Source organism: Streptomyces cyaneochromogenes, assembly GCF_003963535.1.
Taxonomy (GTDB): Bacteria; Actinomycetota; Actinomycetes; order Streptomycetales; family Streptomycetaceae; genus Streptomyces; species Streptomyces shaanxiensis.
The window spans coordinates 10,453,000-10,471,962 of sequence record NZ_CP034539.1 but is presented as its reverse complement, the minus strand read 5'-3'; the positions used below and the strand labels follow the sequence as shown (position 1 = coordinate 10,471,962).

Below are 18,963 nucleotides of genomic sequence, written 5' to 3'. Positions count from 1 at the left end.
CCACCCGCGAGATCACTGTCGCCCTAGGCCGAAAATCTCAGTAGCCGTTGCGGGTCAGGACGTTGGTGACGGCGCATAGTGGTGGGCAAGATTGGTGGCGAGGTCGCGGAGGTGAGCCCTGGCTTCGGTGGGGCCGTGCACAGTGATGGCGCTCCCGAACGGCAGCAGTGCTCGCACGTCCTCCAGATGCAGGAAGCGGATCCTCACCCTGTGGCCGGTGGTGGATTCCTCATGGTCGTCCTGGATGAGTCGTAGGCCAAAGATCCGTTGCGCTCGCTCGATCTGGGTCTGGTCGATGGTGGCGCTGACCTCTATCGCATGGTTGTGTTCCCACTGATCAACGAGCGCCGCAGCGACGGTGGCCAGGGTCTGGCTCTCGCGGATCCGTCGTGGCTGGTCGACTTCTTTCCACGTGGTGATCCGTTCGAGTCGGTACAACCGTGGCACTCGGGCACAGTCGGCGACGAGGTACCAGATGCCGGCCTTGGCGAACAGCCCGTAGGGATCCACGACCAGGTCGCGTGGGCATGACTCGCGTGGGCTGTCGTACTCGATCCGTAGCCGGCGACCTCGCCGCAATGCGCCGATAAGCGAAGCCGGAGTCGTGCCGGAGGCTCGTGCCTGACGCCAGGGACGGCTGTCCACGTGCACTACGTCGGTGAGCGGCAGGAGCTCATGAACTCGACGTGGCTGTGTAGCGGCGATCTTGGAGAGCGCGCGCCGGCTTTCGCCTGATGCGTTGAGCTCCGCGCGTTGCTTCTCATCCAGCCCAGTGAGCGACAGATGATCACGCTCGCCCGGTGTGAGTCGCGTGAGGTCGAGCCCGGACCCGGGCAGCATGGTCACGCCTCCGAGGCGGCCCCGGTGTGCGGTCACCGGCAGACCGGCGTCGCGGAGCCAGTTCAGATCTCGGGTGATGGTTCGAAGGGACACCCCGAGCGCTGAGGCGAGTTCCTGTGTGGTCACGGCATCCCTCGATGTGAGGAGCAGCATCAGGGTGAAGAAGCGATCTGGGGTCACCCACCAATTTTTCCAGGAATTGCGACACGATGCGGCGCATATCCCGGTCAGGCTGGCGGATGCGTACCTACGACCTGCGAGAAGGAACATCCCAATGCTGAAGTCAAGCTGCTGCCGTGACGGGAAGTGACTCGTGGTAGCGCTGTCCGTCACGCAGCATTGCCCAGAGGACGTTCACCCGTCGGCGGGCGAGGGCGATCAGGGCCTGCTTGTGCCCCTTGCCTTCGGCTCTCTTGCGGTCGTAGAAGGTTTTCGAGGCCGGGCAGGATTTCAGGCTGGCCATCGCGGAGAGGTAGAAGACCCGCAGCAGGCCGCGGTGGTAGCGCCGGGGGCGGTGAAGGTTGCCGCTGACGCGTCCGGAGTCCCGTGGCGCGGGAGCAACACCGCCGTAGCCGGCGAGGCGGTCGGCGCTGTCGAAGGCGTCCATGTCACCGCCGGTGGCAGCCAGGAACTCGGCTCCGAGCAGGCTTCCCATCCCCGGCAGGCTGCGGATCACCTCGGCCTGCGGGTGCTCGCGAAACCGGCCCTCGATGAGCGCGTCGAGCTCGCTGATCTCCTCATCCAGGGCCATCACCCCCTTGGCGAGGCGGGCCACCATGGCGGCGGCCAGCTTCTCGCCGGGCAGTGCGGTGTGCTGGGCCTCGGCTGCCTCAGCGAGGGTCTTCGCCAGAGCTGCCGCGCCTCGGACCTTCCGGTTGCGCAACCAGGTCTCGATGCGCTTCGCACCGCTTCGGCGGATGGCAGCCGGCGTCTGGTAGCCCGTCAGGACGACCACCGGACCCTTGTTGGTCATGTCCAGGGCACGCTCCAGGGCCGGGAAGATCTCCAGCAGTTGGGCGCGGAGCCGGTTGATCTGCCGGGTGCGGTCGGCCACCAGGTCGGTGCGGCGCCCGGTGAGGATGCGCAGCTCGACGGCTATCTCGTCGCCGGGTCGCAGCTGGCCCAGGTCGCGGCGCATGCGGGCCTGGTCGGCGATGACAAGGGCGTCCTTGGCGTCGGTCTTGCCTTCGCCCCGGTAGGTGCCGGAAGCGTGGTGGACGGCCCGGCCGGTGAGGTAGGCCATCGGCTGGTCGTGGTTGAGCAGCAGACCGATCACCAGGGCGGCAACGCCGTGGTTGATGTCGATCGCCCACAACACGTCCCGGTCGATGTCCAGGACGTCGCGGATCAGCTCCAGCAGGGCTGTTTCGTCGTTCAGGACCCGGCGGGACAGCAGACGCTCGCCCCGTTCGTTGATCACCACGCAGTGGTGATGCTCTTTGCCGATGTCCATTCCGGCCCAGATCCGGGGCACGGTCACCTCCGTCAGCTCGTCGTCGGTCCATCCCGCAGACGACCTCGCCGACGTAGTCCTACGAAGCGATCAAGTCGCAAATCCCAATGGGCGGTCGAGTCGTCGCGGGGCTCCGGGCGGCCATGTTCCTTAAGCCATTTCATCGGCTCAACCATGACAGCCATACCCGGAGCCCCTGGGCCCCACCGATCTTACGAATGACCAGTTCAAACCCACCAAGAAGGTAGGACGCCATGACCACATCCGTCGTGTCGATCGTCTACGTGAATGACGCTCCCGCCGCAGCACGTTTCTACGGCGACCTCCTCGGCATGAGCCCCTCGTTCGAGACTCCGGGATACATCACCTTCGACCTCGGGCCAGGCGCTGACCTCGCTCTGTGGTCGGGCCAGTTCGAAGATCTGTCACCGGACGTCCCGCGCACCAGTGAGGTGTGCCTGGCCATCGACGGCGGACCGGACGAGCTCAACGCGACCTTTGAGCAGTGGAATTCCAAGGGGGTCACGATCCTGCGCGAGCCTCATGATGCGGGGTTCGGGCTGACCTTCCTCGCAGCCGATCCTGACGGGAACCGTATCCGCGTCGCACCGCGGGACTGAAAGGCCGCACTGCGGCAGGCGCGCACGCGGACGACGAGTGCCCCACGCGAATGCGCCCCTGAGCGTCGAGGGCCGTAGGCGGCTCGTGAAGCGGTGCCAGACACGTCCCATCGCCCACGTCGCCGCTGAAATGGGAACCTCTCGCGCATGCGCCGGCAAGTGGGTAAATCGCTGACGGCTACACGGTGATGCGGGATTGCAAGACCGGTCGTCGAGTCCGCACCGGAGTCCGAACGCGACTCCAGGATGGGGCATCAAGCAGATCGAGTCCTGGCGCCGCGAGTTCAAGTGGTCAGCGCAACGGATCACCGACGAACTTGTGAGTAATCGGTTATGTGATCAAACCGGCGAACTGTCAGCCGACACCTGACCCGGCTCGGCCTCGGCGAACGCCGCTTCATCGGCCCAGGCGGTGCGAGCAACCGGAAGCCGGGGAAGATCACCGCCCGCTGGCCCGGACATTTGGTGCACCTGGAGGTGAAGAAGGTCGGCCGGGTCCCTGATAGCGGCGGGTGGCGGATCCACGGCCGGGTCAGCGATCAGGCCAAGGTCGCTGGTCGGGCGAAGTCGACCGGGGCGAAGCGTGGCTACGTCTACCTGCACTCCGTCGTCGATGGTTTCTCACGGCTCGCCTACACAGAACCGCTGGGCGATGAGACGGGCGCGAGGGCTGCTGCTTTCCTCGCCCGTGCGAAGGTCTGGTTCACCGCCCACGGCATCAACCACATCCACCGGGTCGTTACCGACAATGACGCTTGCTACCGCTCCGGCGACTTCGCCCGCATCGTCGGGCAAGCACCCGGAATCAGAGAACCAAGCCATACATGCCTCGGCACAACGGGAAGGTGGAGCGCTACCAGCGCATCATGGCCGAGGAAGTCCTCTACGCCCGCGAGTTCACCAGCGCGGACGCCCGGTCAGCCGCGATCGCAGTGTGGAACATCCACTACAACTACCCGCCCTCATAGCGCTGCCGCCGGAAAGCCGCCAGCAGCACGCCTCCGCGAGAGCGTCACAAACGTCGAGCCCTCATACATCCACTCCTTGCACCCATCACCACCCGCTGACAGCCCCGGCTGGCGCCAGTTCCCCAGGCCCTTTGATCGGCCGGCATTGCGTCCGTGGACGGGCCTGAACCGCTCGTCACCCGAAGGAACGTGCGATGCGGAATCCGACGTCGTCGACCTGGAAGGTCGGGTGGCTGCGGCGCCGCGCGGAGGCCCGGCAACTCCAGTGCTCATCGAACCAGCCACCGCCACGAAGCACCCGGTAGGTGCCGTATACCTCGGCGTCGTAGACGTCCCAGCACCAGTTCCAGACGTTGCCGAGCATGTCGTAGAGCCCCCACGCGTTGGGGCGTTTCCCGCCCACGTCGTGGAGGCGCTCGTGCGAGTTGCCGCGGTACCAGGCGATTTCGTCGAGTTTTCCGTAACGCGGTCCTGTCGTACCCGCACGGCAGGCGTGCTCCCACTCCGCTTCGGTCGGCAGCCGGTACCCGTCGGCGGATGCGTCCCACTCGATGCCTTCGCCGTCGGCCAGGAAGTGGTACGCAGGCGTGAATCCGTCGCGCTGGGACAGGGCGTTGCAAAACCGCGCCGCATCCCACCAGGAGACGGACTCGACGGGCAGCCGGTCTCCCTGGGCGGTGCTCGGCCGCCGGCCTGTGATCTGTGCGTACAACGCCTGGGTGACCGGGAGCGCCGCAAGCCTGTAGGGCGCAACCTCGACCGACCAACTGCGCTGTGTCCGCCGGTCCGACAGCGTCAGCTGCCCCGGCGGGATGGCGATCAACTCGTTCCCCGTCATCACGTCCATGATCTGGAAATCCTAACGAGACCTGCCCGGGCGCAACGGCGGAACCGAGGCAGATTGACTTCCTCCCCCGCCTAAAGGCGGTGGATTCCAGCGGTCGCCCGCTGGGTTTCCTGCTTCACCGACGATTGCCCCGTCCGGGGGACTCCCGTTGAGGTCTTACACCGTCTCCACAGGCAGAGGCCGCCAGCCCGGCGGCCAGGATGTTGCGTGCCGCGTTCACGTCACGGTCATGCACGGTGCCGCAGTCGTCGCACGTCCATTCGCGGATGTTCAGCGGCAATCTCTCCCGGACTGTGCCGCAGTGCCCGCACAGCTTCGAGCTGGGAAACCAGCGGTCGATCACGACGAGTTCGCGCCCATACCAGGCGCACTTGTACTCCAGCATCATGCGCAGGTTCGTCCAGGCCGCATCCGAGACGGCGCGCGCGAGCCTGCCGTTCTTCAGCAGGTTGCGGACGGTGAGGTCCTCGATCACGACCGTTTGGTTCTCACGGACGAGTCGAGTCGACAACTTGTGAAGGAAGTCGCGGCGCCGGTCGGCGATCCGTGCGTGCACCTCGGCGACCTTCCGGCGGGCCTTCTCCCGGTTCGCGGACCCCTTGACCTTGCGGGACAGCTCTCGCTGCGCACGGGCCAGCCGTGCGCGGTCGCGGCGCTCGTGCTGGGGGTTGGCGATCTTCTCCCCGGTGGACAATGTCACGAGAGACGTCACGCCCGCGTCGATGCCGACGGCGTTGGCCGTGGTAGGGGCGGGGGCGATGGTGTCCTCGCACAGCAGGGACACGAACCAGCGCCCCGCGGCGTCGCGGGACACGGTCACTGTCGTGGGCTGCGCACCCTGCGGGAGCGGACGCGACCAGCGGATGTCCAACGGCTCGGACATCTTCGCCAGAGTCAGGCGCCCGTCGCGCCACTTGAAGGCGCTGCGGGTGTACTCGGCCGACGCGCGGGACTTCTTCCGGCTCTTGTAGCGCGGGTACTTCGCACGCTTGGCGAAGAAGCTCCCGAACGCTGCCTGAAGATGGCGGAGCGCCTGCTGGAGCGGAACCGAGGACACCTCAGCCAGAAAAGCAAGCTCCTGGGTCTTCTTCCACTCCGTCAACGCAGCGGACGACTGCACATAGGAGATCCGGCGCTGCTCGCCATACCAGGCCCGCGTGCGCTCCTCCAGCGCCCTGTTGTACACGAGACGGACACACCCGAACGTGCGCGACAACTCAGCTGCCTGCTCGCCGGTGGGATAAAAGCGGTACTTGAACGCCCGCTTGACCTGCCGCATCACGCCTCACTTTCTATCAACTTCCATATGGGCAAAGGAAGTCGGCCAGCGGTCGGCGGACGCCGAACCGCCCTGGCGGCGTTGCGGCCTTCACTGCCCTGCTCCGCAGGAGTCCGTTTCCTCCCCGGCCTGAAGGCCGGGGTATCCACGGAGGAATCTCGATGACTGAAGACAGCACCCGGCGCCACGTGCCCCGGGTGCGATCAACTGGGATTCCTGGCGGCCAGGCGTCCCAACCGGACAGGTTGCGCAGGTCAGGACTCCGCCCGCAGGCCGGCCAGATCGTCTGAGATGGGACAGCTCCTGAAGCAGGATCATCGTGCGGAGCGGTTCGAATTCGGCTCGCCCGTACGACTGCCTCTTGATCTTTTTCACCCCGTGCACTGCACCCTCGGTGCCGTGGGAGCTCCAGTGCGCGGTGAGTGGGGGCGATCACGCTTTCCAAGTCGGTGGCGAGCCCGTGGGCGAAGCCGGTGATCCCGGGGAGCTGTGCGACGTGGGCGGTGTCGATCCAGTCCGGTCGGTCAGCGCCGGTTCGGTGGGCGAGCATCCGAGTGAAGGCCCGTACGAGGCCGTGGGTTGATCCGGCTCGGGACAGATGTCGGCAGCGGCCTTCAGCTGGGCGGGTTTCGTCTTCGGTGAGTGTGTCGGGGTGGCGGGTGATCCACGGTGCGCACGGACGGCGTCGCGGCGGCAGGCTCCGGTGAGTCAGGCCGTTTCAGGCGGCTGCGGGCCCAGTCCCGCAGGCTGGTGCAGGGCACGCGGTGGCCACGGGCAGCGAGTTCTTCGCGCAGCTCCTTGATGGTGAGCGTGCCGTCGGTCTCGTCGATGTGTCGTTGCAAAAAGGGCGGGTGCACGTCGAGGCGGCTGGGGCGGGTATGGCGCCCGCTGACCATGTCCTGCCAGCGGGCGGCCGGGTATACCGCTGGACGGTGTGTCGCCTCCAGCCCAGTTGGCGTGCGATGACGGGCTGTATGACCGGCACCGTCGTACACGACTGTCGCGGAGCGCGATGGTCGTGCACCTACCTGATTGGGCATCAGTAACCACAGCCCGGCAGTACGGCGCACGCGGTCTCATGAGAGAGCGACCCCATGCACTCGAGCTCCGCGGTTACCCTCCGCGACCGCTCTACGAGATCTGTGCCGGAGCCCGAAACGGGAGGCCCCAGCCACTCGAGCCGGCCAGCACGGCGCCCGCTGTCCTGGACGTACACGCCCTGTGGGAGCTTCGGCCGCGAGGTCCCTCAGCTGCAGCTCGGTGGCGCCGGCCTCCTGCGTATCGAAGAGCCGGGCAGCGCAGCGGGGCGCCAGGGCGACGGTCAGGCGCCGGATGCGGCCTTGGTCCGTCGACCCGATCGGCGCGATCTTGCTCTCGGGAGAGCAGCGGGCTGCCCCAGCCCCGCACGCAGGGTTGTGCGAGTCTGGCAGCAGGTGGTGACCGGCTGCGGCCTGGGAGGGTGAGATCCCGTGCGCGAGGCGTATCACGAAGAGCTGGCTTCGATCAGTGATGGCCTGGTGGAGATGGCGAACCTGGTCGGTTCCGCCATGGGCCGGGCCACCAGCGCTCTGCTCGATGCGGATCTTCAGCTGGCGGAGAGTGTCATCTCCGCCAACGACAAGGTTGCCGATCTGCAGCGGGATGTGGAGAACCGTGCGATCGCGGTCCTGGCGCGACAACAGCCGGTGGCCACGGATCTGCGGATCGTGGTGACGTCGCTGCGCATGAGTGCGGACCTGGAGCGCTGCGGTGCCCTGGCCCAGCACGTGGCCAAACTCGCCCGGCTGCGCTTTCCCGACCAAGCGGTACCGCGGGACCTGCGCCGCACCGTCCTGGAGATGGGCCAGCTCGCGCAGCGTCTGATGGCGCAGGCCGCCGAGGTGCTCGTCACCCACGACATCGACGCCGCCCTCCAGCTGGAGCGGGACGACGACCGGATGGACGAACTGCATCGCCTGATCTTCCATCACCTGCTGGACGAGCGCTGGCACCACGGCGTGGAGACGGCCGTCGACGTCACGCTGGTCGGCCGCTACTACGAGCGGTTCGCCGACCACGCCGTATCCATCGCCCACCGCGTGGTCTACCTCGTCACCGGCGAACACACGGACGAAGCGGCCGCCGACCCGCCCGCCACTGCGTGACACGGCGCACCGTCACGTCCTACTCATCCGGCTCCCAGGCACGGAGCAGGTCGAACAGGTCCGCGTCTCCGCCGATCCGCAAGGAGTCCGCCCGGGTACGGTCGTACAGGAAGAAGAGCAGCTCAGCGGCCGTGCCACGGACGCAGGTGCCGGCCGCCTCCGGGCTCTCGCCGGCAGAAGTGGGTGTCTCTCCGGGCGCGGGCAGACGGGCGGAGCGTGCGCCGGCACCGTCGACCATGAGGCGCCAGGAGCGGCCCTCGGCTGTGTGGAAATCGAAGGCAGTGGGCTTGTGCGGCCAGGCGCTCGGCGTAGCGCAGCACGTGGACAAAAGCTCCTCCACACCATCGAGTGCCACCTCGACCGGCAGCGGCCGCGGCACGCCCACGGTGAGCTGTGCATCGTAGGTGTGCACCGCAATCTCCTGCAGCTGGTGCCGGGCGACGGCACCGCAGGTCTGCGGCGACTGCGACGCACCCCAACGTCCGGCAACCGCGATCCGCACCTGCCTGTCGCAGAGCGTCCAGCAGCTCCTGCGCCGACGCAGCCGACCAGGCCAGCAGCGGCTCGCGCTCCCGGGGCGCGGCCGGCCCTGCGATGCGGACTTGCCCGCCGCGGCGGGCCCTGCGGCGACGGTAGCGGCCCAGGAACGGCGCCCCTCCCCCAGATGCTTCACCAGATCGAATGGCGTTCACCTGGGGCAGGTCGGCACCTCCACGCCCAGGCTGGGCGCCGAGGCGACCGCGGCACGGAAAGCGGCCGACCGTTCGCCGATCATCCGCAGCAGACCGGAGAAGTCCAGAGTCTTGTCCACTCCGGCTGTCCATCATCTCCCCCACCACCATTGGCACTCCGCCAACGACAGCACCCACCGGCTCACTACCACAGCCGTCGCTGGATTCCCTCCCACGCCATACGGACCGGTCCCGGGCCGGTACATCGTGCTCACTCACTCACCACCTCTTTCGCGAGCTCGGCGGCCCGCAGCGGCACCCACGCTCACCGCAGCGACGCCCCACACCCCGGCGGTGAGCGGCAGCAGCCGTCAGGCAGTTCAGCCTCCCCCGTGCAGGGCTGCTTTTTGACCGGTACTGCAGCTACACGGCAGTCCCGCCTCACGCCAGTAGGGTGCGCCGGGTGATGAAAGAACCCGACCGTGCCAACGCCTTCCGTCTCATCGTTACGGGAGGGGGCACCGGCGGTCACACTTATCCGGCGCTCACTGCGATCCGCGCGCTGCAGAAGCGTCTCGCTGCGGAGGGGAGGGCCCTGGACGTGTTGTGGATTGGTACTGCCGAGGGCTTGGAGGCGCGTATCGCGCCGGCTGAGGGGATCGCGTTCGCCTCGGTGGCCACGGGGAAGATCCGCCGCTCGAACAACCCGCTGAAGATAATGTCCGCGGCGAACATGCGGGACATGGCCCGGGTCCCTCTCGGCGTGGCCCAGGCGAGGAAGCTGGTCGCGGACTTCCGGCCGGACGTAGTCCTCGCCACCGGCGGCTACGTCGCGGTCCCTGCGGGGCTGGCCGCGCGTATGTGCCGGCGTCCGCTGGTGCTGCACGAGCAGACGGTGCGTCTGGGTCTGGCCAATCGGAAGCTGGCCGGCTCGGCGACGCGGATCGCGGTGTCCTCCGAGTCGACGGTGCCTCTTCTACCGGAGGAGGTGCGCGGTGCTGCGGTCGTCACCGGTAATCCGATCCGGCCGGAGGTTCTGGCCGGTCACCCGGACAAGGCGGTGCAGGCTCTGGGTCTCCACGGCTTCGACCGGCGGCTGCCGACCGTGTACGTCACCGGCGGTGCGCAGGGGTCTCAGCAGATCAACGGCGTCGTGCGGGACGCCCTGTCCTGGCTGTTGGAGAGGGCGAACGTGATCCACCAGTGCGGCCCGGACAACGTCGAAGAGCTGCGGCAGTATGCGGCGACCCTGCTGGCAGCAACGGTCGGCCGGTACCACCTCGCCGGGTTCATGGGCCCCGAGCTACCTGACGTCTTTGCGCTTGCGGACGTCGTCGTGTCGAGAAGTGGGGCCGGGACCCTGGCCGAGCTCACCGCACTGGGCAAGCCGGCCGTTTTCATCCCGCTTGCCTCCTCGGCAGGCAACGAGCAGGCGCACAACGCCCGCCACCTGGAAGAGGCCGGGGCCGCCGTCGCCCTGCTCGGTGACGTCACCGCAGCCCGGCTCCGGGACGCGGTGGGCCCGCTCCTCGCCGATCCCGCGCGGCGGGAAGAGATGGCCCGGCGGGCCCTGGCACACGGGAGGCCGGATGCGGCGGACAGGCTCGTCGACGTGATCCTGTCCGCCGTATCCGGCTGACCAGCGCGAAGTCACGGGCCGGTGCGGCCGACGTGCAACGCCGTGCCCGCCTTGATCAGCACGTCGAAGTCGTTGAACAGGTCGTCATCGCCCTGGCCCATCGGGCCGGGGACGTCACGGGCTGGGGGGTGGAGGACGAGTTTGTGCTGTGCCTCGGGCCGCGGGGGCATACCGGTGGCGGGCTTGTCGCGGGTGAGCCTCTCCTCCCCCGGGACTACAGGACGCCTACGACGAGATAGCCGTCGATCCGGCGCAGGTGATCGCTGTCGGGGACGGGCGGGAGCGCGTGGCCGAGGTCGTCGGCGCGGACAGGCGATGCCGATGGAGGAGCTCTCGCCGGGGAAGCGGCCGATGACCTTGGCGCGGCGGCGGGTCTCGCCGAACCTCCCGCGGTTGGCGCGGCTTGACCATGCCCCCCACCGGACTCCGGCTCCTGCAGGACCTGCGCCGCTCCCTGCTCGACCGACCCCACCAGCTCCGGCCCCGACACGCCGCACCGCTCCACCCCGTCGATCACAAGACCGTCACCGCAATCGCGTAGCCAGTCTGCGGGACGGTCTGATGATCTTTGCCCAGGTCGTTGAGGGCTGCACCATCCAGCCCTGGCCCGGCGCCGATTCCTCAGATCATGCCTCCGGCGGCGTGGATGGTCTGGCCGGTGATCCATCGGCCGGCGTCGGAGGCCAGGAAGGCGACGATGTCGGCGATGTCGGCTGGTTCACCCAGGCGGCCCAGCGGTGTGCGGGCCTGGGCGTCGTCAATGACCTGCGGGGGCACGGTGGCGATGACATCGGTACGGGTCAGGCCCGGCAGGACGCTGTTAACCGTGACGGATCTGGAGCCCACCTCCCAGGCCAGCGTACGGGCGAGCTGGTCACCGGCGGCCTTGCTGGCAGCCAGCAGCGCCATGCCGGGCAGCGGCGACGCGGTCAGCGCGGATGAGATCAAGATGATCCGGCCGTGGTCGCTGATGCGCTGCGCGGCCTCGCGCAGCGCCACAAACGTGGCCCGCACGTTGGCGTGCAGGTACTGGTCGAAGTCGTCATCGGTGGCGCGAGCCAGCGGCACCGCGGTTGCCGTGGCCGCGTTGTTCACCCACACATCCACCCGGCCGTACTGGCTCTCGGATGCATCGAACAGCTCCTTGACCGCCTCCGGCCGGGTGATGTCGGCGCGGACCGCAGTGGCCTGCCCGCCCGCTTCCTTGATCTGGGCCACGGCCCGCGCCGCTGTTTCCTGGTCGCGGGAGCCGATGACGACGCGCATTCCCGCCGCGGCAAGCCGATCGCTGATCGCCCGCCCGATGCCGCGCGATCCGCCGGTGACGACCGCGACCCGCTCCTCGACACGCATGGCCCCTCCAATTAGTCGATTCTATGGATAGTCCATATCATCGACTAATTTGGTGGAGGGAGTCAACTGTCGAGGGAGTAGACTGCCTGGCATGGCCGCCGCATCCAATGACGAACTCGTCGAGTCGCTGATCGGCGTCTTCATGGAGGTCGACGGCCAGTTCAGCACCGCGAGTCGCCAGCTGGGCCTGACCCCGCAGCAGGCGCAGATGCTGTGCTTCGCCCAACATCTGCAGCCGTCCTTGGGTGAGCTGGCGACCCTGCTGCACTGCGACAAGACCAACATCACCGGCCTCGTCGACCGGCTCCAGCGACGCGGCCTGCTCACCCGCCAACCCGACCCCGACGACCGCCGGATGACCCGCGTCCACCTCACCCCCGAAGGTGAAAGGGTCACCAGCCAGTTCCAGCAAGCCATCCACACCGCCCTGACCACCCGCTTCAGCTCCTGGCCCGCCGTCCAACGCGACAGCCTCGTCCGCCTCCTCCAATCCGCCACCACAGCACTACGCCCCTGAACCCTCAGCACCTCCATGAAGCGCCGGAACCCTCGCCCTCGTTTAGACCGGACTCCGGACGCCACCGACGACGGAGAGCCCATTTGCGATACAGAATGACTGGATGGTCACGCTTGAGACTCCCCGTTTGATCCTGCGTCGCTGGCGCGAGGAAGACGTTGCGCCCATGGCTGCCGTCAATGCCGACCCCGAGGTCATGCGGTGGATCCGTGACGGCAGCGTCCGTGACGAACAGCAGACTCGCAGCGGAATCCAGGTATGGGAGAGCGAGTGGGAGTCACAGGGCTTCGGCCTGTTCGCCGTGGAGATCCGGTCCAGTGGCGAGCTTGCCGGGTTCACCGGCCTTTCGGTGCCCCACTACTTGCCGGAGGTACTGCCGGCGGTTGAGATCGGCTGGCGGCTGGGACGTTCCCACTGGGGGCAGGGCTTGGCCACCGAGGCCGCTGCGGCCACCGTACGGTTCGGGTTCGAAGAGCGAGGGCTGGAACGGATCATCAGCATCACGCAAGTGGGCAACGACGCCTCCGAACGGATCATGACGAAACTGGGGATGCATCCGGTCCGTGAGACCGTCAATCCCACCTGCGGTCGGCGAGTACGGGTGTTCGCGTTGTCGTCGGACCAGTACCTCACAACCACCCGTTGATGGCGGCAACGGGTGTAAGCGTTCGCAAGGGGTGACGGTTCGCCCGTGGAGCCCTCACAGGTCATGGCACTTCTGTTCATCGCGCTTGGCGAAACCCGTCCACGATAGTTGGCGGATCCGAGACCCGACCGAACATGCCACCAGCGAGCGTGCCGTACGCCGCGCGGATCGCGAGGTCGGGTGCCTCGGTCAGCCGCTCCAGCAGGCCCGGGATCCCCTTCGGGCACAGCCCGGGGGTGCTCGCGGAGTTGGGGCGAAAGACAGGTGGGATCGGCGATGACGCGTCGTCAGGCACGGTCTTCCACTCGGTTCCCGGGCCGTCGAGAAGTCCATGATCCTGGAAGGGCACGTCATCCGCCCGCGGCGTCCTCCGCCTCCCAGCGCAGCAGGTCGCCCGGCTGACACTCGAGCACCTCGCAGAGCGCAGCGAGTGTCGCGAAGCGCACCGCCTTGGCGCGGCCGTTCTTGAGTACCGCCAGGTTGGCGGGCGTGATCCCTACGCGGTCCGCGAGCTCGCCCACGGACATCTTCCGCCTGGCCAGCATCACGTCGATGTCGACGGCGATCGGCATCAGATCACCTCGTCCAACTCGGCCTGCATCTGCGCCGCTTCGACGTCGCGCGCGACGGCCTGGGCGAGCAGCATCCGCAGCACGAGCACGATGAGCGCGACCCCCAGGATGGCCACGCCAATTCCGCCCATGATGACGGTGACGCCCGGGTCGTCCCGCTGGCCCGGCGCATTGAGGGCCGTGACCGCGAACCACACGAGGGCGGCCGCCACGATCGCGCCGATCACGCCGTCCACGTACCGGAAGGCGGCGTGGGAGAACACGGTTCCGCGTCGCACCATCGCCACCAGCCGCCATACACAGACCAGGGCGACCTGGACCGACACCATGCCCAGGATCGTGATGACGCGCAAAGGGGTCAGCGGGAGCGACCCGTCCTCCGGGTCGCTCCCGCTGACCAACGCCCACACCATCCCTGCCTGTACGAACACGGTGCCGGCGAGCACCACCACGAGCACGGCGCGCAGCACATGCACTGTCAGCTTTCCCACGACCTATCCTTCCATCGAATGACGATGAGAATCTATCGACATTCGATAGGTGAAGCAAGGGTTGGGCGGAGAGTGGTGGCAGGTTCGCACCATGGCGGACGGCGCCGTCCCTCATGGCGTGGCGGTCGCGTGAACCGTCTTGATCTTGTCGAAGGCGGCCTCACGTGAAGGCAAAATCGGACGCCCCTGACCGTGCCGAGGCTCTGGTCTGACATCGTCCCGCAGTGCAGGGCGCGGCTCAGTTGGCCGGGTGCCCGGCGCGCGGGTGGCGCTGCGCCGCCAGACCCACGCCATCGGTCGAGTGTCGTGACGCACCTGGTCCACCTCCAGTTCGTGGCCGGCGGCCCGCCGTCCACCGGGGATCGATCCGAGCAGTACGACCAGGCCCCCGTCCCGGCGTGCTCGGCGAGCCCGGCCAAGGGCAGCACCGGGGCCAGTCCGCTCCGCCGCTGAGCGCAGATCGCGGATGGCTCTGTCGATGCGGCGGGTGACCTGCTGGCGCAGTTCCAGGTAGCAGCGCAGCCGCACCTCGAACTGTCCGGCGCCCCGCGTCGACTGCTGCGCTGTCAGTGCGGGTACGGCGGGAGTTTTCCGCTACTGCCGGTCGGGCCATAGAGCGGTCAGTGGGGCGGGCAGGATCTCTCGGGCCGCATCGAGGAACTGTGCGCCTTCGTCAATGGCGTCTTTCCCGCCGTCGTGAATGGCCCGCATGGCCCGCTCCACCCAGGCGTGTTCGAGTCTTTCCCAATCCGCAGCGAGGCGGCGCAGGAACACCAGGCGAAAGCGCCGTCTCGTGTCCGTGTCGAAGGGGGCGAAGCCGTTGAGAGCGGCTTGGAGGCAGAGGTCGAAGGTGGCAGTGAGATCCGCAGGTGTGCTGTCCTGATCGCTGGTCAGCCACAGCCGGACGAGCGCGTTGGCAGCGGATGCGGCGGGGTGCTCGCGGGTGGCGTGGAAACTGACGACGGCCGTGTCCCACGCACCGGCCCACGGTTGCAGCCCATGCGCGAAGACGTCGTCGGCCACGTCGCAGAGGAACTTCGCCTGCTGCTGCAACTCACGATGGTCGTCCGTGATCCAGGCGAACCACTGGTTGTCCGTCCGGGGCCGGTACTCGTGGTCGGGCCCGAAGCCGTACGTCCAGAACGGGTCCAGGCTCCACGGCTCAGCTTGCGCACCGTCTTGCAAACGCACCCGGATCTGCCGACGGCCGTCATCCCAGAACCTGTCGATCGCCACGCCGGCGATCAGACCGCTCCAGCCCTCCGATGGACACTGCGAACGCCACAGCAGCGCCAGCCGGCGCCAGGCGGCAACCGTTTCGCCGGTGTCTGGGAAGAGGTCCTCGCCACTGAGGCCCTCAGTAGTCGTCGTGGCTACCGCGAGGAGCATCAGGTTGAGTGAGTACGTCGCCGGCCTGGCCGGCACCGTCACGCGCTGCGGAGTGTAAGCCTCGTAGCGGGTGTCGTGGCGTGGGAGCAGCGCACGGTGGAACAGGCCGAGCAGGACGGTGAGCGTCTGCGTCCGCAGCAACTGAGGCCAGCCTCGCAGCCGTTCCACGAGAAAGGAAACAACCGTTGCTCGTGTGGTCAGGGGCATGAAGGACAGGAGCGCGTACAGGAACGCATCGTCGAAAGTGGACGGCCGGCTACGGCGTGAGGGGTGGCGCACCAACTCGGCCAGGTCGTGCAGTTCCTGTGTGGCGAGCCGGGCGACCAGGTACTCGCCGAAGGTGGCGTGGAGGAATTCATAGGTGCTCAAGGTCCGGCCTTCGCGGCTCGCGCGCGCCTCGTGGACGAAGAAGAACCGGCCCAAGAGCAATTGGGCGGCGGTCAAGTGTGCGCGCAAGCCCGTGTGGGCGGAGCGGCTGTCGAGATCCGGTGCGAGGGCGGCAAGGTCGGTGTTCAGGTCGGCCGCGCCGATCCACTGCTGGCCGCGGTTGAACATCGCAAACGCCACCATCGACAACTGGGTGAGTTCTTCTTCCACCGCCTCACCAAATTGTTCCTCGGTCAGCGCGGCCGCGCTCTTGCGGACCTCCCGTTCGGCGAAGCTGGTGAGGAGGCGTTCGTAGAGCTCGGCCTGGCCCAGTGCGGCGCTGCGGAGTTGCAGTGCGTTGCGGTCGGAGTCGTACAGCGCCAGCATCAGCAGCAGTAACGGCTGGGACGCCAGCGCACGGTGCGCGAGTACGGTGTCAGGGGCGAGGGGTTGCAGGCCGCGGGCGGCGAAGCCGGCCGTGTTGGTGGTGTTCCACACCTCCAACCACTGTGTCACCTGGCGGTCGTTGAAGGGCTCCAGCCGTAAAGCGATCATGCCCGGTGCGGGACGCGCCCGGTCGGCGACCGCCGTGCGGCTGGTGACGAGGACGGCGACGGGGCGCCCCTGGCCGGCCTCGCGTGCCTGGAATGCGGCCACCCGCAGCAGGTAATCCGTCTGGCTGGTGCCGGTCGCCTGCAGCAGCTCGTCGAAGCCGTCCAGCATGATCACCGCAAGCGCGTGCCGGCCGCGGTGTACCAGCTCGGGCCAGTGCACGGACTCGCCGGTGGAGGAACGGACCGCCTGCTCGATCTGGGTCTGCAGGTCGGCGTCGGCTGCGGCTTCCCGCAGAGCGACGCGTACGACGAGGAAGTCGGCGGGAGGCAGACGGGCCGCCAGAACCTGCGTCAGCACCGACTTGCCCGAGCCGGGCTGGCCGAGCACGATCAGCGGGGCACGCACGGCCTGCAGCGACGTCAGGTGCCCCAGCAAGAAGGCGTCCAGGTCGCCGCGCACCGGCAGCTCCTGCCACCAGCTCTCGGTGGCGAACGGGTCGGACGGGCCCACCTCGCAGACCCGGAAGTCCGGGTTGACGTACGCGGCCCCCAGGGTCGGCAGGCTCGTTCCGTCCAGGGCATCGCGGGAGGTGAGGATCGGCCGGTCAAGCACCGCCGCGTGAGCACGCGCCAGACCGGTGATCCAGGCATCGGCAGGTCTGCGCTGTGCGATCTGCCCGAGGGCCACCTGCAGCCCCTCCAGGGAGGCGCTCACCGTCTCCAGCTGCGCCCGTGTGGCCTGGTGATCGACGAAATTGGCCCAGAAGGCGACCTCCGGGCAGTCCAGCGCCAGTTGCCCGAAGAGTTCCTCATAGCGATTGACCGCGGCTCGAGGAAGATCGTTCGAGAGGGTGTGCGCGAAACGCTCTTTGCGCGTGTCGTCGAGGCTGTCCCACAAGGCCAGGCCCGACACGAACCGGGTCACCTCGCCGGACAGGCGCCGGTAGAACTCTGAGAGGGCTTCCAAGGTCTTTTCGTAAGGCCGCTGCGGCACGGGCATCGGAACCTCGGCCTGCAGCAGGCCGGCGGCGAGAGAACCCAGCCGTCGGGAGGCCCCCGTATCGCCCCCGGCCAGGTTCGCCTGTTCGGCAGCCGTCAGCTCAAGGTCCCGCGGATCGCACGGGAGGTCCGTCTCGGAGAGGGCCTCGAAGTAGGCGCAGAGAACCACCACCGCGTGGGCCGCAGTCAGGCGTTCGCTGCGATCGAACCGGCCCAGCCCCCGCGCCTGTTCAGCAAACCCTCGCACCAGACCGGCGCTCAGCCGGGCCAACTCGCCCCGGACGTCGAACAGATTGGAAAGCAAACCGATGCCCGTGGCCGAGGTCGCGAGCAGCAGCCCTCCCGTCAGCCGGTCCAATGCCTGGACCGTACCCTCTTGCGACCCGCCCAGCAGGCGAACAGCATCCCGATAACTCAGCCCCACACCACGCCCCCGTACCCCGAGGAGCCTTCATCACCGTCCGGAAGAAAACCGTATCCGCACTCGGCTCTCCCGCGGGAGTGAATCACTTGCTCCGCAATCGAGCCGGCGCGGGCACCTTACGGCCGTGCTCCTTACCCCCCTGTGGTCATCGATCAAGGCAGCCCAAGCCTGGGCTCTGACGACGGGGTAGAGCCCGCATTGGTGCCGGCCCACCCGGGCAGCTTCCGCGCCCCCGGTGCTTGCCGGGCCCACCGTCGAGCAGCGGGCGACGCCTGCAGAAGATAACCCCAGCCTGGATGCGGCATATGACGGGGCCGACCGCCCGTGCGGCCGGATGGCCCCAGCTCGGCGCGGTGCGCCAGTGCGGCGGTGCGTTCGTCGTTGTTGGCGTAGGGCCGTAGACAGGCCCATTCGCCGAGCAGGGGGTGTGGTTGAGCATTCGACCTTGCCATTGGTCTGTGGCCGGTAGCCGCGAGTCAGCTTTCGGCTCGCGCCGAGGCCGGCCAGGGTTCGCCGCCAGGCGAAGCTCTTGCGGTAGGACCAGGCATTGTCGGTCATCACCCGCTCGATGCGTGCGAAAGCAGGACGCTGCCTCAGATCGACTCCGCATCCGGCGGCATGTCGATCAACCTCGGCATGCCGCGCAAGGTCTCGGCTCAGCCCGCCCGAAAGGAGGGAGCAGCGTCCCTGAGACAATCACGGAATGATCAGCAATGAGATCGGGTTCAACTGCCACCACCGTGGCGACGGCGGTCCGCTCGTGGTCGTCCCCCACATCGATCGAACACCGCTCACCGAGCTGATCGACGGGTTCGAGATCGCGGCTGGCATGCAGCCTGCGGGTGATGCCTACGGTGGTCTGATCCCGGAGTTCTTCCGGTTCGGCCCGATGCAGGAGCACTTTCTCGGACGGTCCACTAGCGCGATGGGGCCGAAGACACCCGTTCTCGGTTGTGAATGCGGCGAGTGGGGATGCTGGCCGCTCATGGCCCGCATCACCGCGACGGCGGACCTCGTAGTCTGGGACGCCTTTGAGCAACCGCACCGCAAGACCCGCGACTACGTGGCATTCGGTCCGTTCCAGTTCGACCGTCACCGATACGACGACGCCTTGCGGGCCCTGAGCGCGGTGATCGGATCCGACGCCGACGGCAGGCGCGCATGAGCACTGCCGTCAGCCCGTCTTGCCGC

General features: G+C 67.9%; 17 protein-coding genes and 3 pseudogenes. 8 read left to right on the top strand and 12 right to left on the bottom strand.

The window, feature by feature from the left end; genetic code table 11:
• Positions 1-54 precede the first annotated feature (54 nt).
• Positions 55-1,020 carry a helix-turn-helix transcriptional regulator gene (locus EJ357_RS47000; RefSeq protein WP_126398882.1) on the bottom strand — a complete coding sequence of 322 codons (966 nt, stop codon included), beginning with the start codon at positions 1,018-1,020 and terminating at the stop codon, positions 55-57.
• A gap of 103 nt (positions 1,021-1,123) precedes the next feature.
• A complete protein-coding gene (locus EJ357_RS46995; RefSeq protein ID WP_407698541.1) occupies positions 1,124-2,293 on the bottom strand; it encodes an IS110 family RNA-guided transposase in 1,170 nt (389 codons plus the stop codon).
• A gap of 254 nt (positions 2,294-2,547) precedes the next feature.
• Here EJ357_RS46995 and EJ357_RS46990 point away from each other — a divergent pair, with 254 nt between their 5' ends.
• Positions 2,548-2,913 (top strand): VOC family protein, encoded by a 366-nt coding sequence (locus EJ357_RS46990; RefSeq protein WP_126398878.1) that lies wholly within the window; start codon positions 2,548-2,550, stop codon positions 2,911-2,913.
• A gap of 37 nt (positions 2,914-2,950) precedes the next feature.
• Positions 2,951-3,951 (top strand): annotated as a pseudogene (locus tag EJ357_RS46985) (IS481 family transposase); the annotation flags it as partial.
• Between the two features lie 105 nt (positions 3,952-4,056).
• Here EJ357_RS46985 and EJ357_RS46980 read toward each other — a convergent pair.
• Together EJ357_RS46980 and EJ357_RS46975 are read right to left on the bottom strand one after the other, a co-directional pair.
• Positions 4,057-4,728, bottom strand: a complete 672-nt coding sequence (locus EJ357_RS46980; RefSeq protein WP_126398876.1) for a formylglycine-generating enzyme family protein — start codon at positions 4,726-4,728, stop codon at positions 4,057-4,059.
• A 71-nt stretch (positions 4,729-4,799) separates the two neighbouring features.
• Positions 4,800-6,010, bottom strand: a pseudogene (locus EJ357_RS46975) (RNA-guided endonuclease InsQ/TnpB family protein).
• Between the two features lie 1,466 nt (positions 6,011-7,476).
• Here EJ357_RS46975 and phoU point away from each other — a divergent pair.
• On the top strand, positions 7,477-8,151 hold the full coding sequence (gene phoU, locus EJ357_RS46965; RefSeq protein WP_126398874.1) for a phosphate signaling complex protein PhoU: 675 nt from the start codon (positions 7,477-7,479) through the stop codon (positions 8,149-8,151).
• Between the two features lie 19 nt (positions 8,152-8,170).
• Here the strand turns inward: phoU and EJ357_RS46960 are convergent, their stop codons facing one another.
• Positions 8,171-8,824, bottom strand: coding sequence for a hypothetical protein (locus tag EJ357_RS46960; protein ID WP_323377741.1), 654 nt, complete (start codon positions 8,822-8,824; stop codon positions 8,171-8,173).
• Positions 8,825-8,839: 15 nt separating this feature from the next.
• Positions 8,840-8,962 carry a hypothetical protein gene (locus tag EJ357_RS50655; RefSeq protein WP_323377739.1) on the bottom strand — a complete coding sequence of 41 codons (123 nt, stop codon included), beginning with the start codon at positions 8,960-8,962 and terminating at the stop codon, positions 8,840-8,842.
• 326 nt (positions 8,963-9,288) lie between these two features.
• On the opposite strand from EJ357_RS50655, the gene EJ357_RS46955 reads away from it, so the two are divergent.
• On the top strand, positions 9,289-10,461 hold the full coding sequence (locus tag EJ357_RS46955; protein ID WP_126398872.1) for a UDP-N-acetylglucosamine--N-acetylmuramyl-(pentapeptide) pyrophosphoryl-undecaprenol N-acetylglucosamine transferase: 1,173 nt from the start codon (positions 9,289-9,291) through the stop codon (positions 10,459-10,461).
• Positions 10,462-10,472: 11 nt separating this feature from the next.
• Here EJ357_RS46955 and EJ357_RS48795 read toward each other — a convergent pair whose 3' ends face one another.
• Together EJ357_RS48795 and EJ357_RS46945 are read right to left on the bottom strand one after the other, a co-directional pair.
• Positions 10,473-10,631: a hypothetical protein gene (locus tag EJ357_RS48795; RefSeq protein WP_175647787.1), complete on the bottom strand. Its 159-nt coding sequence runs from the start codon at positions 10,629-10,631 to the stop codon at positions 10,473-10,475.
• Positions 10,632-11,082: 451 nt separating this feature from the next.
• Entirely contained in the window at positions 11,083-11,814 is a 732-nt protein-coding gene (locus EJ357_RS46945) for an SDR family NAD(P)-dependent oxidoreductase (protein WP_126398870.1), read from the bottom strand.
• A gap of 91 nt (positions 11,815-11,905) precedes the next feature.
• Here EJ357_RS46945 and EJ357_RS46940 point away from each other — a divergent pair, with 91 nt between their 5' ends.
• Both EJ357_RS46940 and EJ357_RS46935 read left to right on the top strand, forming a co-directional pair.
• Positions 11,906-12,331: a MarR family winged helix-turn-helix transcriptional regulator gene (locus EJ357_RS46940; protein WP_126398868.1), complete on the top strand. Its 426-nt coding sequence runs from the start codon at positions 11,906-11,908 to the stop codon at positions 12,329-12,331.
• 103 nt (positions 12,332-12,434) lie between these two features.
• Positions 12,435-12,977 carry a GNAT family N-acetyltransferase gene (locus EJ357_RS46935; RefSeq protein ID WP_126398866.1) on the top strand — a complete coding sequence of 181 codons (543 nt, stop codon included), beginning with the start codon at positions 12,435-12,437 and terminating at the stop codon, positions 12,975-12,977.
• Between the two features lie 350 nt (positions 12,978-13,327).
• On the opposite strand, the gene EJ357_RS46930 is transcribed toward EJ357_RS46935, so the two are convergent.
• A complete protein-coding gene (locus tag EJ357_RS46930) occupies positions 13,328-13,549 on the bottom strand; it encodes a helix-turn-helix domain-containing protein (protein WP_030724363.1) in 222 nt (73 codons plus the stop codon).
• The gene (locus EJ357_RS46925; protein WP_126398864.1) at positions 13,549-14,040 is read right to left on the bottom strand and encodes a DUF2975 domain-containing protein; all 492 of its coding nucleotides are present in this window, start codon (positions 14,038-14,040) and stop codon (positions 13,549-13,551) included. Before EJ357_RS46925 ends, EJ357_RS46930 begins: the two co-directional genes overlap by 1 nt.
• 306 nt (positions 14,041-14,346) lie before the next feature.
• On the opposite strand from EJ357_RS46925, the gene EJ357_RS48790 reads away from it, so the two are divergent.
• Positions 14,347-14,493 carry a hypothetical protein gene (locus EJ357_RS48790; protein WP_175647786.1) on the top strand — a complete coding sequence of 49 codons (147 nt, stop codon included), beginning with the start codon at positions 14,347-14,349 and terminating at the stop codon, positions 14,491-14,493.
• A gap of 141 nt (positions 14,494-14,634) precedes the next feature.
• On the opposite strand, the gene EJ357_RS46920 is transcribed toward EJ357_RS48790, so the two are convergent.
• Together EJ357_RS46920 and EJ357_RS46915 are read right to left on the bottom strand one after the other, a co-directional pair.
• Positions 14,635-17,772 carry an NACHT domain-containing protein gene (locus EJ357_RS46920; RefSeq protein ID WP_407698459.1) on the bottom strand — a complete coding sequence of 1,046 codons (3,138 nt, stop codon included), beginning with the start codon at positions 17,770-17,772 and terminating at the stop codon, positions 14,635-14,637.
• Positions 17,773-18,125: 353 nt separating this feature from the next.
• Positions 18,126-18,399: pseudogene (locus tag EJ357_RS46915) on the bottom strand (IS481 family transposase); the annotation flags it as partial.
• Between the two features lie 76 nt (positions 18,400-18,475).
• Here EJ357_RS46915 and EJ357_RS46910 point away from each other — a divergent pair.
• Entirely contained in the window at positions 18,476-18,937 is a 462-nt protein-coding gene (locus EJ357_RS46910) for a hypothetical protein (protein ID WP_126398859.1), read from the top strand.
• Positions 18,938-18,963: the final 26 nt, after the last annotated feature.